The 12,748-nt window shown below is 70.6% G+C and carries 14 protein-coding genes; 2 read left to right on the top strand and 12 right to left on the bottom strand.

Annotation, left to right across the window (positions count from 1 at the left end; all coding sequences use genetic code 11):
- Positions 1 to 7: 7 nt before the first annotated feature.
- From C2865_RS34515 to C2865_RS34485, 7 genes are all read right to left on the bottom strand, one after another.
- Positions 8 to 1,993: a DNA/RNA non-specific endonuclease gene (locus C2865_RS34515; RefSeq protein WP_106402855.1), complete on the bottom strand. Its 1,986-nt coding sequence runs from the start codon at positions 1,991 to 1,993 to the stop codon at positions 8 to 10.
- 9 nt (positions 1,994 to 2,002) lie between these two features.
- Complete coding sequence (locus tag C2865_RS34510) at positions 2,003 to 2,320, bottom strand: hypothetical protein (protein ID WP_106402854.1); 318 nt, start codon at positions 2,318 to 2,320, stop codon at positions 2,003 to 2,005.
- The gene (locus C2865_RS34505) at positions 2,317 to 3,426 is read right to left on the bottom strand and encodes a zinc metalloprotease (RefSeq protein WP_198653813.1); all 1,110 of its coding nucleotides are present in this window, start codon (positions 3,424 to 3,426) and stop codon (positions 2,317 to 2,319) included. The genes C2865_RS34510 and C2865_RS34505 overlap by 4 nt, the downstream gene beginning before the upstream one ends.
- Positions 3,427 to 3,569: 143 nt before the next feature.
- Positions 3,570 to 4,823 carry a serine hydrolase domain-containing protein gene (locus tag C2865_RS34500; protein ID WP_106402852.1) on the bottom strand — a complete coding sequence of 418 codons (1,254 nt, stop codon included), beginning with the start codon at positions 4,821 to 4,823 and terminating at the stop codon, positions 3,570 to 3,572.
- A 54-nt stretch (positions 4,824 to 4,877) separates the two neighbouring features.
- Positions 4,878 to 5,903 carry a YihY/virulence factor BrkB family protein gene (locus C2865_RS34495; RefSeq protein ID WP_198653812.1) on the bottom strand — a complete coding sequence of 342 codons (1,026 nt, stop codon included), beginning with the start codon at positions 5,901 to 5,903 and terminating at the stop codon, positions 4,878 to 4,880.
- A gap of 19 nt (positions 5,904 to 5,922) precedes the next feature.
- A complete protein-coding gene (locus tag C2865_RS40345; protein WP_106402851.1) occupies positions 5,923 to 6,594 on the bottom strand; it encodes a DUF3618 domain-containing protein in 672 nt (223 codons plus the stop codon).
- Positions 6,591 to 7,037, bottom strand: coding sequence for a phage holin family protein (locus tag C2865_RS34485; protein ID WP_106402850.1), 447 nt, complete (start codon positions 7,035 to 7,037; stop codon positions 6,591 to 6,593). Before C2865_RS34485 ends, C2865_RS40345 begins: the two co-directional genes overlap by 4 nt.
- 199 nt (positions 7,038 to 7,236) lie before the next feature.
- Between C2865_RS34485 and C2865_RS34480 the strand changes: the two genes are divergently transcribed.
- Entirely contained in the window at positions 7,237 to 7,980 is a 744-nt protein-coding gene (locus C2865_RS34480) for a maleate cis-trans isomerase family protein (RefSeq protein ID WP_106402849.1), read from the top strand.
- Between the two features lie 3 nt (positions 7,981 to 7,983).
- Here C2865_RS34480 and C2865_RS34475 read toward each other — a convergent pair whose 3' ends face one another.
- The 5 genes from C2865_RS34475 to C2865_RS34455 form a co-directional block, all read right to left on the bottom strand.
- A complete protein-coding gene (locus C2865_RS34475; RefSeq protein ID WP_106402848.1) occupies positions 7,984 to 8,826 on the bottom strand; it encodes an undecaprenyl-diphosphate phosphatase in 843 nt (280 codons plus the stop codon).
- 194 nt (positions 8,827 to 9,020) lie between these two features.
- Positions 9,021 to 9,722, bottom strand: a complete 702-nt coding sequence (locus C2865_RS34470; protein ID WP_106402847.1) for a TioE family transcriptional regulator — start codon at positions 9,720 to 9,722, stop codon at positions 9,021 to 9,023.
- A 121-nt stretch (positions 9,723 to 9,843) separates the two neighbouring features.
- A complete protein-coding gene (locus C2865_RS34465) occupies positions 9,844 to 10,362 on the bottom strand; it encodes a GNAT family N-acetyltransferase (RefSeq protein WP_106402846.1) in 519 nt (172 codons plus the stop codon).
- A gap of 7 nt (positions 10,363 to 10,369) precedes the next feature.
- Positions 10,370 to 10,990 carry an L-threonylcarbamoyladenylate synthase gene (locus tag C2865_RS34460; protein WP_106402845.1) on the bottom strand — a complete coding sequence of 207 codons (621 nt, stop codon included), beginning with the start codon at positions 10,988 to 10,990 and terminating at the stop codon, positions 10,370 to 10,372.
- 214 nt (positions 10,991 to 11,204) lie between these two features.
- Positions 11,205 to 11,837, bottom strand: coding sequence for a pyridoxamine 5'-phosphate oxidase family protein (locus tag C2865_RS34455; protein WP_106402844.1), 633 nt, complete (start codon positions 11,835 to 11,837; stop codon positions 11,205 to 11,207).
- Between the two features lie 97 nt (positions 11,838 to 11,934).
- Here C2865_RS34455 and C2865_RS34450 point away from each other — a divergent pair, with 97 nt between their 5' ends.
- The gene (locus C2865_RS34450) at positions 11,935 to 12,708 is read left to right on the top strand and encodes a helix-turn-helix domain-containing protein (RefSeq protein ID WP_106402843.1); all 774 of its coding nucleotides are present in this window, start codon (positions 11,935 to 11,937) and stop codon (positions 12,706 to 12,708) included.
- The last annotated feature ends 40 nt before the right edge of the window (positions 12,709 to 12,748 follow it).

The following is a 12,748-nucleotide window of genomic DNA, read 5'->3' as shown; positions in this document are numbered from 1 at the left end:
TCGGCCGTCAGAGCACCAGGTCCTCGGGACGGAGGATTTCCCGCGGCAACGGGGTCGCCTCGAGCTTCTCCAGCGGGTCGGCCACGATGTGCGGGGCGAAGCCGAGGCCGGTGAGCTCGGCCACCTTGCGCACCGGGACCTGGAACGTCCGGTAGGCGCCGTAGGAGAAGGCCTCACGCGTCAGCAGATCCTCGATGAGGGCCGCCTGGCTGAGCAGGTAGCCCGTGACGGACAGTTCCCCCGACTTCTTGACCATCGCGACGACCTTCCAGAACTGGCGGGGCAGCTGGACACCCCCGAAGACCTCGTCGTCGGGGGCCAGAACGGGGCCGGTGAACACGCTGACGGCCAGATCATGGTTGTCCGCGTTCTTCAGCACGTAGTCCTCGAGGCCGAGCCACAGCGTCGAGCCCGCGTTGAAGGAGTGATGCTGCGGGGCGGCGTTGGTGAAGTGGAACGTGTCCTCGTCGGCTGCCTTGGCCTGGGACTCGGTGCCCCACGCCGGGTCGAGGCGGCGCACCAGATGCCCCCGGTCGATGTCCTTGTGCGCGTAGTCCGCGTTGGTCGTCTGCTCGCCGATGGGCAGGCGCGGGTCGGTGGTCCAGTCGCCCTCCCGGTCCGGCCGCCGGGAGAGCTTCCCGTCCATGTTGCAGGCGGTGAGCAGCGCGACCCGGCGCTTCCGGTGCATGACGACGCTGAAGTGGTGGTACCGCAGTTCGGCGGACGCGACCGCCGCCAGCGCACCGGACACGGTGGGCATCGGCAGCGGATGGGCGAGGAAGTCCGGGTCGTAGCCCCCGCGGTCGGCATAGTCCTGCGCGGTCCTCGCCTTCTCGGCCCCGGCAGGCATCACGTCCCCGATCCGGATCGTCACCTCCAACGGGACCGAGAGCCTGACCTGCCCGTCCTGGAGGGAGGCAGTCCGCCCGTCGGGGGCGGGCGCGGGCACCGTTTCCGCGGTCACGACAGGGCCCGCCGTACCCGGGGCCGCCGCCAGCGCCTTCGCCGGTCCCATCGGCACGGAGGTTTCGGACGCCATTTTCCGGGCCGACTTCTCGGCGGCGAAGAGTTCGTCGACGAGCATCCGCTGCGCGGGCTGCAGCGCGGCGTCCCGGAGGAACCGGCAGATCCGGCTGATCCGCACTCCCTCGTTGACGAACCTCCCGTCCTCGCCTCCGGGGACCGGCACCCCGGCATGGTGCAGCGCGACGACCTCCCACTGGTCGTTGAACACCGGCGAACCGGACGACCCGGGTTCGGTGTCCGCCGTGTAGTGCAGGTACCTGTCGGGGATGTCCACGATCCGGTTCTCGCGGAGCACCACCTGCTTCTTGTCCCCGCGCGGGTGCTGCACGATGGTGACGAACTCCCCGATGATCGCCTTGCCCTCGGCCTCGATGAGCCGGTTGAACCCGAAGGCCGCCAGTCCCCCGGGCGGCGCGTCCACCGCGACCAGCGCGAAGTCGAGGCCGGGGTCGGCGAGGAAGAACCGGTCCGGATCGAACGGGTAGACCCGGGACGGCAGCGGCCTGCCGTCGATCCCGTCCTGGTAGTCGAACTCGATGACGCTGCAGCGCGCCGTCCCGGCATCGGGCAGCACATGGTGGTTGGTCAGCAGCAGCACCGGCGAGACGAGCGATCCGGTGCCGTAACCGAGCAGATTCTCCCGGTCGTCGCGGACGTTCACCCGGCCCACCCCGCGTGCGGCGGCGACCCCGGCGTCGAGGTACCGGACGCCCACGAAGTCCGCGGTGTTGATGATCTTCTCCAGCTGGGCGGCGCCCTGCGGCGTCTCCGGCGCCGGCAGCCCGCCGTTCCCGTAGAAGCGGCTCAGCCTGTCGACGCGCTTGCTGATGCGCTCCGGTGAGTCCGCGGCGGCGACCCCGCCCGGCCTCGCCAGTAGCGACTCGTTCTGGTGGCGCTCGGCGGCGCGTTCCCGCACCCGCTGGGCGGCCTCCTCGACCGGCCGCTCCGCCTTCTTGGTCTCCACCATGTCAGGCCTTCATTTCTCGATCGTGAGCGTGTCCTCCGTGCGGGACACGATGGTGATCCCGAAGGGCGTCCCCCGTCCTTCGGGGAAGGTGACGTCCACCCGGTCGGCTCCGTGCCGCTCCCAGCGGCCCTCCACCTCGCGCAACCGGTCGTCGGGACCGGGACGGAGCTCGACGAACGTCCCGTCCGGGCGGAACTCCAGGCCCCGGCGCGGCTTGCGCGCGGGGCGGAAGGGGTGGTCGGACGGCCGGTAGACCGCCGTCGTCCCGGTGTCCTCCTCGAAGGAGTGCAGCCAGGAACCGGTGATGTCGGACGGCGCACCGCTCATCTGCGGCCGGTGACGAGCCCGAGCGCGTCGTGGATCTCGGAGAGGATCTCCTTGGTCAGCCGCTCGGTGTCCTGGAGCAACCGCTTCACGTCTCCGTCACGCCCTGCTCCGGCCGCCGCCATCTCGGGTTCTCTGACGGGCTCCGCGGCGGGCCCGCCGACCCGTTCCGTGACGAGGAAGGAGGCGCGCGCCCCTTCCAGGCAGGCGTTCATCCGCTCGCTCTGGCCCCGTGTGAACATGAACATCGCACGGTCGTCGACGTAGTCCATGTAGTTCATGAACATGTCGCCGTGAGGTCCGTTGTCGCAGCTGACGTGCGGGAACGTCGGCGTACCGGTGTTGCCGTCCGCCTGGTTCGGGGTGTCGGCCACCCGGTCACCGTTGCTGCAGGCGCCGTCGTCGTCCCCCCAGATGTGGAAGAGGTCGAGCCAGTGGCCGATCTCGTGCGTCGCGGTGCGCCCGCCGTCGAAGGGGTGTGCCGCGGTACCGGTGGTGCCGAAGGCCGAGTGCAGGACGACGACGCCGTCGGTCTGCGGTGGCCCGCCGGGGAACTGGGCGTATCCCAGCAGCCCGCCGCGCAGCTGGCAGACCCACATGTTGAGGTACCGGTCGCTCGGCCACGGGTCGGCGCCGCCGGTGGCCCTGGCCTTGACGGCGTCGTCGGTGTCGTCGGTGTCGAAGCCTCGCACGTCCGTCTCGACCCGGATGATCCCATCGGTCGGTTTTCCGAACGGATCCCGGGTGGCGAGCCGGAACTCCACGCGGGCGTCGGCCACCAGTGCCTTCCAGACGTCCGGGACCTGGGAGGCATCGGGGTTGGCCGCCCGGAAGTCCTGGTTCAGCACGTCGAACTGGCTGTGGATCTGCTCGTCGCCGATATCCTGTTCAGGATTATGTGAATTGTGTACCACATGGACGACGACGGGAATGGTGAGCACTTCTCTGCGAGACGCGAAGAGCTGCTCTTTCTCATACTGGAGCGCCCTGTTCTCGATTTGTGCGCGCTGCCCCCGGTAGGTCATGCTCTCGTTGAGCAGCCTGCGGTGGACGAGCATGGTGCCGCACAGATCACGTACAGGCGCCGGGAAACTGCCGGAGTCTGCCATGGAAGGCCCCTTCCGGGCCGCCGGAAGGCGACCCGCCTCTCCTCACGGACCCTTCGGTCATACCCTGGACATTTCAGGCAAAGCCCCACAAATAACAAACACCGCGCCAATTCACTTATTTATTTTTCACCTGCCATTCCGGGTCAGTCGCGGGCCCTGCTCGCCGAGGGCGAGGCCGTCGGCGACGCGGTCGGCGACGCCGTGGGGGTGGCGGGGAGGGTGTAGACGTGCTCCGGGGTGGCGACGCGGGTGACGGCGCGGGCCAGAAGGGTGCCGACGTCGCGGCCCTGGTGGCTGTCGTCGGTGTTGGTCAGGACGACGAGGGTGGCGTTCTTCGCGGGGAGGTGGACCACGACGGTCTGGTAGCCGGGGAGGGAGCCGTTGTGGCCCAGCCAGCCCCGCACGTCGAACATGCCGAGGCCGTAGCGCAGCCCGGGGAAGGGCTCGTACGGGTCCTTCATGCGCTCGGCCTGGGTGCCGGTCGACAGGAGGGTGCCCGTGGCCAGGGTCGGGGCCCAGGAGCGCAGGTCGTCCAGGGTGGAGATCATGGCCCCGGCGGCCCAGGCCCAGGAGGAGTTCCAGCCGATGGCGTCGGCGGTCCCGCCGTCGGCCGTCTGGCGGGTGTAGCCGTGGGCGTGCGGGCGCGGGAACTCCGTCCCCCTGGGGAAGAGGGTCCGCTTCAGCTTCGCCGGGACCAGCACCTCCTGCCGGATGAACTCCGCCAGCGGCTTGCCGCCGGCCTTCTCGATCACCAGGCCGAGCAGGACCGTGTTGGTGTTGCTGTACTGGAAGCGTTCGCCCGGCTGGAAGACCAGCGGGTGCCCGAAGGAGTAGGCCAGCAGGTCGCGGGGTGTGAAGGAGCGCTTCGGGTCGGCCAGGACCGCCTTCTGGAACCGCGGGTCGGAGGTGTAGGGGTAGAGCCCGCTCTTCATCCCCGCCAGTTGGCGCAACGTGATGCGCTCGCCGCTCGGCACGCCCGGGACGTGCTGGGAGACGGGGTCGTCCAGCTTCACCTTCCCCTGGTCGACCAGGCGCAGGAGCGCGGTGACGGTGAACGTCTTGGTCTCGCTGCCGATGCGCATGAACAGGTTGGCGGCCATCGGCTCCTTGGTGGCCTTGTCGGACACCCCGAACGCCCGGACGTAGGAGCTGTCGCCCATCCAGAGGCCGACGATGGCGCCGGGCACCTCGGCCTCCCGCATGACCTGGCCGACGGCCTGGTCCAGTTTCTCGGTGACCGGGGCGGAGAGCGGGTCGGCCACGGGGCTCGGAGTGAGCACCCCGAGCCCCGCCCGTTCGGCCGCCGGACCGGCCTCCCCGCCGCACGCCGCGGCGAGCGCCGTCAGGCCGAGCGCCACGGCCGCAGGAAGACTCCGGTACCTGAACCCGCGCGCCATCTCGCGCCACCTCTCCCCTGATGATCGGAACGGGATTCCGTCCCGATCATCCCACTACCCTGGGGAGTCGTCACCGTACCGTGAGTGATGATCGGCTTCTTTCGGGCCGCAGTCGTCGCGGCCCGGCAGCTCGTCCTCGTCGAGCGCCCTGGTGTCGCGCAGCTCCACGTACGGCTCCTCGTCCGGCGGGTGCCCCGTCGTGATGGCGCGGCCGCGTTCGAGTTCGGCGTTGAGTTCGGCGCCGAGCAGGATCGCGGTGTTGGAGATCCACAACCAGACCAGGAAGACGATGATGCCGGCGAGGCTGCCGTACGTCTTGTTGTAGGAGGAGAAGTTCGCCACGTAGAAGGCGAACCCCGCCGACGCCGCCAGCCAGAGCAGGATCGCCAGGATCCCGCCGGGGGTGACCCATCGGAAGCCCTGCTTGGCGTTGGGAGACGCCCAGTAGAGCAGGGCGAACAGGAAGCTGACGATCACGAGCAGCACGGGCCACTTGGCGATGTTGAACGTGGTGACCGCGGCCGAGCCGAGGCCGATCAGGTCGCCGGCCCTGCGGGCGAGCGGGCCGGAGACCACCACGGCGACCGCGGAGACGGACAGCAGCGTCAGGGTGACCAGCGTGACGCCGACGCGGATCGGCAGCGTCTTCCAGATCGGGCGGCCCTCGGGCACGTCGTAGACGATGTTGGAGGCGCGCATGAACGCCGCCACGTACCCGGACGCCGACCAGATCGCCAGTCCCAGACCGACCAGGGCGACCAGCCCGGCGCCCAGCTGGGCGTTCTGGAGCTCGGTGAGGGCCTTGGTGAGGATCTCCCTCACCGGTCCGGGCGCCAGGTCGTCCAGGTTCTTGATCAGGCCGTCGGTGACCGACGCGCCGCCCATCCCGACCAGGGAGATGACCACCAGCATGCCGGGGAAGATCGACAGGATGGCGTAGTAGGTCAGGGCCGCGGCCCAGTCGCCGAGGTTGTCCCTCTTGAACTCCCCGACGGTGCGCTTCACCGCCTCCCACCAGGACGTTCCCGGCAGTTCGGTCGGCCCGTCCGGGGCTTCCGGCTGCTTCTTCTTCAGGTCCATCGGCACGGCCGTCCGCCGATCACCGCCCGTCGGGCATCCGCCGGGCCGCCCGCCGCAGGATGGTCAGCACGAGCAGCGCGCCCAGCGCCGCGCCCGCCCCCTCCGCGCGGGGCCTGGCCTCCGGCGCGGCGGCGGCCTGCCTGGCCTTCTCCGCCGCCTGCACGGCGACGTCGCTGGTGGCGATGGCGTTGACGGTCTGGCCGACCGGGCCGCGTGCCCGCTCGGCGGCGTCGCGCATCGCGCAGACCGCTTTGTCCCAGGGCGTCCTGGGCCGACGGCGGCGCCGCTGCAACATCCAGATCGCCGCGCCGACGGCCGCCACCCCGGCGGCAGCCGCGGCCCCGCCCTTGACCTTGGGCGCGTTCTCGGGGGCGGTGACCGTCGCCTTGGCCTGGGTGCCCAGTTCCTCGGCCCTGCCGCGGGCGGTCTGCAGCCGCTCCTGCGCGGTGGCCTTGGCCTGGCGGGCGCGTTCCTGGGCACGGCCCTTCACGTCCGTCTTGGCGACCAGCGCGTCCACGGTGTCGCCGAGCTCCCTGCGGGTCTGCTCGATGCCCTCGCGCAGCTGGGTGACGTTCTCGCCGCTCTCCGCCGACCCGCTCTTCTCGGTGCTGAGCGCCGTGGCGCCCGACCGGGTGGTGTTCCCGGGCGTGACGGGCTTCCAGCCGTTGTTCTCACCAGGATTGGTGGTCATCGGTGTGCTCTCTCCTTGATCTCGTTGATGTCCCTGCGGGTGCTGGCGACGGCCCGTTCGGGCGTCGGCGGGACGGCCTCGGTCACTTCCTTGCGGCCGCGCATGCCCACCGCCAGCGCCACGAGCAGCAGCACCGCCGCGACGATGAGGGCGGCCGCCCACAGCGGCAGCACCAGGTCGAGCGCCGCGATCGCCGCGACGAGCAGCGCGGCCACCCCGTAACCGGCGACGACCCCCGCTCCGCCGAGCATCCCGGCGCCGATGCCGGCGCGCTTGCCCTTGTCCTTGACCTCGGCGACGGCCAGCCGGATCTCCGCCCTGACCAGGTCGGAGAGCTGGTCGGTGGCCCGCTGGATCAGTTCGCCGGTCCCGGGCTCCTCCCGCTGCCGCTCCTCCGGCCAGGCCCACGCTCCCGCGGCCCGCCTCTGGGATCCCTCGGTCATGTCCTCTCGCCTCCCCCTCGACGATCAGCGGCCGCGTGAAACGGCCGTACATCAGCCGTTCCCGTTCAGAGCCCGATAAACCGGCACGGCCCAAATTCCACATATGACTCACATTGCAGTACTTGGTGTTTGAAATAGGCACAAATGGGCTAGCGGTAGGCTTCGCGTAAGAGAAACGTCGTTTCCTTCAGGAGAACAAGTGACGAACGCCGTGGGGCCCCGCGCCGTCTTCGGGGTCATCGTGCCCAGCACCAACACCGTGGTCGAACACGACTACTGGCGCGCCGGGATCACCGGCGTCGCCCACCGGGCCGGATCGATGTACATCCCCGACCCCGCCATGGGGAACGACGAGGACTTCCAGGGGCTGCTCGGCCAGATCCGCGCGTCCATCGACACCGCGGTGCGCGACGTCCTGACGGCCGAACCCGACCGCATGGTGATGGGCATGTCCGCGGAGACGTTCTGGGGCGGCGTCGAGGGCAACGCGGCCTTCGAGCGGCGGCTGCGCGAACGCACCGGGCTGCCCGTCACGACGGGCGCGAGCGCCTGCCGCGCCGCGCTCACCGAACTCGGATGCCGCCGGATCTCGGTGTTCTCCCCCTACCAGCCGGTCGCCGACAGGGAGGTCGGGAGGTTCTTCACCGAGGCGGGCTTCGACGTCGCGGCCGTCACCGGGCTGCGCTGCCCGACCGCGATGGACATCGCCCGCGTCCCCGACGAGCGGCTGCGCCGGGTCGTCGCCGACCTGGACGGGCCCGACGTCGAGGCGATCGTCCAGGTCGGGACGAACCTGTCGTTCGTGGCCCTGTCGGAGCAGCTGGAGGCGGAGCTCGGCAAACCCGTCGTCGCCATCAACGCCGCCACCCTCTGGCACGCGCTGCGCGACCACGGCATCGACGACCGCGTCACCGGCAGCGGCAGCCTGCTGCGCGAGCACTGAGGCCTACTCGACGGCCCCGGCGTCCGGGCCGAGCACCCCGAAGCCCACCAGGCCGAGGATCAGCAGGCCGAGCGCCACCCGGTAGAGCACGAACGGCGTGAACGTGTGCGTGGAGATGTACTTGAGGAACCAGGCGATCGCCGCGTACCCGACGACGAAGGCGATGGCGGTCGCCAGCAGCGTCGGCCCCCACGCCGGCGCCGGTCCCTCGCCGATCTCGAACAGCTCCAGCGCCCCGGACGCCAGCACCGCCGGGATCGCCAGCAGGAACGAGAAGCGCGCCGCGGCCTCCCTGCCGTAGCCGAGCAGGAGGCCCGCGCTGATCGTCCCGCCCGACCGGGAGACGCCGGGAATGAGCGCCAGCGACTGCGCGAACCCGTAACCGAGCGCGTGCGGCAGCGTCAGCTCGCTGATCGGCCTGGGCCGCCGCGCCGCCGCGTACCGGTCGGCGAAGGCCAGGACGAGACCGAAGACGATCAACGTGGTGCCGATGATCCGCAGATCCCGCAACGCCGTCTCGATGCTGTGCTGGAACGTCACGCCCAGCACGCAGATCGGCACCGACCCCGCGATGACGAACCACCCCATCCGGGCGTTCGGATCCCCCCGGTGCTCCTTCTTCACCAGCGACAGCGTCCAGGCCCTGACGATCGCCGCGATGTCCTTGCGGAAGTAGATCAGCACCGCCGCCTCGGTCCCCAGCTGCGTGACCGCCGTGAACGCCGCCCCCGGGTCGTCCCACCCCGCCAGCGCCGAGAACACCCGCAGATGCGCGCTCGACGAGATCGGCAGGAACTCGGTCAGCCCCTGCAGGAGCCCCAGAACCACCGCTTCGAACCAGGACATGAAAGACGTGCTCCCCCACCAGGACCGGCCCCGCCCCGGGCATCCGACCCGGCGGGATAACCCGGAACCGTATCCCCCACCGGGTGCACGAACGGTGTACGACGATTTATCAGGAGATGTACGCCTGACGACGCTCCCGGATGCGAGTGGCGGGTGCTCCTTCCCGCTCAGAAGGAGAGAAGAAGGCGGCGGGTTCAGCGGTGTTCCAGGTAGCGGGCCAGGTGGGCGGAGGCCTTCAGCATCGCCAGGCCTCGGGCGTTGAGGCGGGAACGCCAGTCCTCCAGGGTGGACTCCAGCGGGGTGATTCCTCCGGCCGTGCGGACCTTCTCGATGACGTCCGCGATCTGCTCCAGCAGGTAGCCGCCCCGTCTGAGCTGGTGGGCGAGGTGCGCGTCCCGGACGGTGGCGGCGGTGTAGGTGCGGTAACCGGTGGCCCGGTCGCGTTCCGGGCGGAGTATCCCGGCGCTCTCCCATTTCCGGAGCGTCGCGGGCTGCACCCCGAGGCGGCGGGCGAGTCCTCCGATGTGCAGGTCCTTGGCGGTCGGGGCGGGGACGTCCGGTGAGGTGAGATCGCTCAGGGCGTTCGCGACGGCGTCGAGGGTCCGCCTGTCCTCCAGGAGCCGGGCGTGGCTCTGCTCGACGAGCCGGAAGAGCGTCTCCATGTCGTCCTCGTTCGCGGCGCGCATGATGTCGGTCGCGACCTGGTGGCCGTGGCCCGGGACGAGCGCGAGGAAGGCGCGGAGCGCCTCGGCGTGCGCCGGCCGGTAGAGCCGGTAGCCGTGCGGGCTGCGCTCGGCGGCGGGCAGGATCCCGTCCTCCTCGTAGTTCCGGACGGCCTGCGTGGAGATCCCGTGCTCCCTGGCCAGGTCGACGGGGCGAAGTCTGCGTTCTCTCATACCGGGTCTCAATGGCTGGGCGGTTCCTGCGGCTCGGCCAGGCGGGGTGCGGGAGCGGGACCGCCCCGGCAGGTGGTGCTGGACGGCGCGGGCCGGGAGGGCGGCGTCGTGCTCGTGGAGCTCATCCCGCGTCGAGGGTCTTGTAGTAGTAGCTGGTCGATCTGAGGTCACCGGCGGGACCCGCCGTGGCGTTCGGCAGCAGCCCGTACTCCGTCCAGCCCTGCGCCCGGTACAGGCGTTCCGCCGGACTGGCGGTCTCGACGTCGAGGAGCAGCAGGGTGCGGCCGCGCTCGGCCGCCGCCCGCTCGGCGACGGCGAGCAGGCCGCGGGCCAGCCCCTTCCGGCGGGCCCTGCGGTGCACGACCAGTTTGGCCACCTCCGCACGGTGCGTGCGGCTCGGCGTCCCCTCCAGGCGCACCTGCACGGCCCCGTCGACCTGCCCGCCGCTCCGGGCGACCCAGACGAGCAGCCGCCCCTCGGCCATGTCGGGCTCCAGAGCGGCCCACCACGCGGCGAGCTCCGCCCGGGTCGTCCCGGCACGAAAGCCGATGGACGCGTCCGCCGCCACGGCATCGGCGAACAGGGCGGCCAGCTCCCCGAGGCATCCGGCCAGTTCACCGGCCTCCAGCCGGACGATCAACCCGGCCCTACTCGAAGAGGGACGGGTCGCCGGTGCCCTTGCGGAGGATCTCGGCCTCGCCGCCGGAGAGGTCGACGACCGTGGTCGGCATGGAGCCGCACTCGCCGGAGTCGATCACGGCGTCCACGACGTGGTCGAGCCGCTCCTTGATCTCCCAGCCCTGGGTCATGGCCTCCTCCTCGCCGGGCAGGAGCAGGGTGCTCGACAGGATCGGCTCGCCGAGCTCGGCCAGCAGCGCCTGCACGACGGCGTGGTCGGGGATCCGCACGCCGACCGTCTTCTTCTTGGGGTGCAGGAGGCGGCGCGGCACCTCCTTGGTCGCGGGGAGGATGAACGTGTAGCCGCCGGGCGTCGCCGCCTTGACCGACCGGAACAGCGCGTTGCTGATCTGGACGAACTGGCCGAGCTGCGAGAAGTCCTTGCACACCAACGTGAAGTGGTGGCCGTCGTCGAGCTGGCGGATCTCCTTGATCCGGTCGATCCCCTCCTTGTTGCCCAGGCGGCACCCGAGCGCGAAGCACGAGTCCGTCGGATACACGACCAGCCCGTCCTTACGGATGAGGTCCGCCGCCTGGCGGATCGCCCGGGGCTGCGGGTCGTCCGGATGCACATCGAAATACTTCGCCATGCATCGGAGCTTAAGCGGCCGAGAACGTTTCGCACCCCGTCCCCCGAAAGATGTCCAAAACCTCCAAGAATCTTCCGGTTCTGCGGGCGCGCCCCCCGAAGCCGATGGTCAGAGCCACGGGACCCCGGGTGAGCGCACCGCGACCTTTTCGCGCGTTCGGCCGCGCCGATTCGCGCAAGAACCGCTTCGGACCCGTCCGCCGGTGCTGCGGGGATCAATACCGGTTGGTCGCGGCGTCCAGGTCCAGCCCCTTGTCGATCTCCTCCGCGGAGACCTCCTTGAGGCGCAGCTGGTCCTTGGAGATCCGGCCGAGCGTGGGCAGGCCGCCGCGGTCCGGCCAGGTCTCGGGCTTCCACAACGACGAGCGCAGGAGCGCCTTCGCGCAGTGCATGTACAGCTCCTCGACGTCGACGAGAAGCGCCAGCCGCGGCCGCTTGCCCTGGACCGCCAGCTCGTCGAAGAACGGCGCGTCCGACACGAGGGTGGCGCGGCCGTTCACCCGCAGCGTCTCGTTCATCCCCGGCACGAGGAAGAGCAGGCCGACCCGGGGGTTGCCCAGCACGTTGCGGAAGCTGTCGATCCGGTGGTTGCCGGGACGGTCGGCGATCACCAGCCGGTGGTCGTCCAGGACCAGCACCGACCCCGCGGGGTCGCCCTTCGGCGAGACGTCGCAGGTCCCGTCCGAGTTCGCGGTGGCCAGCAGGACGAACGGCGAGTGCGCGATGAGCGTGCGCGCGTGCTCGTCGATCCGGCCGATGTCCTTGTCCCACATGACCTGCGACGGCTCCTGCACGATCGCCCGCAGCTCGGCCTCGGTCTGCACCGTACGGATCTCAGAAAGATTCACTCGCCAAATATAAGGTAGGCCTAACTGGCGGTATATGCCGAGATGTCCGCAGGCCTTAGGGTGGCGGAATGTCGCTAGTGCCCCCATGTGTCCTGATATGACCAGAGAGACTCGCACGCTCCCCGCCCTCGCGGCGGGACCGGTCGAGATGCCGTTCGTGATCCTGGGCTGGAGCGAGACCATCGCCCACGACACCACCTGGAACGCGCACTCCCACCCCTTCCACGAGCTGCTCTGGAACGAGCGGGGCACGTCCACGGCCGTGGTGGGGACCCGGGCCTGGACGGTCACCCCCGCCCTGGGCCTGTGGATGCCCGCGGGCACGCTGCACTCCGGCTCGGCGATCGCCGGCACCCTGTGCCGCGCCAACTTCTTCGGCTTCGGCACCATGACCTCGCTGTCCGACACCCCCGTCGGCGTCGAGATCACCCCCCTGCTCCGGCTGCTGCTGGAGCGGCTCGCCGACACGGAACTGCCCGACGGCTCGCGCGCGGTGACCGAGGCGATGGTGCTCGACGTGCTCACGCCCTCCTCGCGCGAGCTCCTCCTGCAGATGCCCACCTCCGACCTGCTGCGCCCGATCGCCGACGCCGTCCGGAGCGACCCGGGCGACCGGCGGACCCTGGCGAACTGGGCGTCCCAGCTCGGCGTGAGCCGCCGTACGATCACCCGCGCCTTCAACGCCGAGACGGGCACCAGCTTCGCGCGCTGGGTCGCGGCGGTGCGCGTCCAGCACGCGGTCGCGCTGCTCACCCGCGGCTGGGAGGTCGACGCCGTGGCCGAGAAGGTCGGCTACCGCTCGGCGAGCGCGTTCGGCGCGGCCTTCCGGCGCACGACGGGGCTGACGCCGGGGACGTTCCGGGCACGTTGAGGTTCCGATTCCGTGTCCCGATCTCGACAACGACTGTCCC

The sequence above is a fragment of the Actinocorallia populi genome (assembly GCF_002995495.1).
GTDB lineage: Bacteria > Actinomycetota > Actinomycetes > Streptosporangiales > Streptosporangiaceae > Actinocorallia > Actinocorallia populi.
This window is presented reverse-complemented; position numbering and strand designations above follow the sequence as displayed.

Excerpts from the sequence above, each read along its gene's own strand:
- C2865_RS34515 (WP_106402855.1), bottom strand. The coding sequence starts at position 1,993 with ATGGTGGAGACCAAGAAGGCGGAGCGGCCGGTCGAGGAGGCCGCCCAG.
- C2865_RS34510 (WP_106402854.1), bottom strand. The coding sequence starts at position 2,320 with ATGAGCGGTGCGCCGTCCGACATCACCGGTTCCTGGCTGCACTCCTTC.
- C2865_RS34505 (WP_198653813.1), bottom strand. The coding sequence starts at position 3,426 with ATGGCAGACTCCGGCAGTTTCCCGGCGCCTGTACGTGATCTGTGCGGC.
- C2865_RS34500 (WP_106402852.1), bottom strand. The coding sequence starts at position 4,823 with ATGGCGCGCGGGTTCAGGTACCGGAGTCTTCCTGCGGCCGTGGCGCTC.
- C2865_RS34495 (WP_198653812.1), bottom strand. The coding sequence starts at position 5,903 with ATGGACCTGAAGAAGAAGCAGCCGGAAGCCCCGGACGGGCCGACCGAA.
- C2865_RS40345 (WP_106402851.1), bottom strand. The coding sequence starts at position 6,594 with ATGACCACCAATCCTGGTGAGAACAACGGCTGGAAGCCCGTCACGCCC.
- C2865_RS34485 (WP_106402850.1), bottom strand. The coding sequence starts at position 7,037 with ATGACCGAGGGATCCCAGAGGCGGGCCGCGGGAGCGTGGGCCTGGCCG.
- C2865_RS34475 (WP_106402848.1), bottom strand. The coding sequence starts at position 8,826 with ATGTCCTGGTTCGAAGCGGTGGTTCTGGGGCTCCTGCAGGGGCTGACC.
- C2865_RS34470 (WP_106402847.1), bottom strand. The coding sequence starts at position 9,722 with ATGAGAGAACGCAGACTTCGCCCCGTCGACCTGGCCAGGGAGCACGGG.
- C2865_RS34460 (WP_106402845.1), bottom strand. The coding sequence starts at position 10,990 with ATGGCGAAGTATTTCGATGTGCATCCGGACGACCCGCAGCCCCGGGCG.
- C2865_RS34450 (WP_106402843.1), top strand. The coding sequence starts at position 11,935 with ATGACCAGAGAGACTCGCACGCTCCCCGCCCTCGCGGCGGGACCGGTC.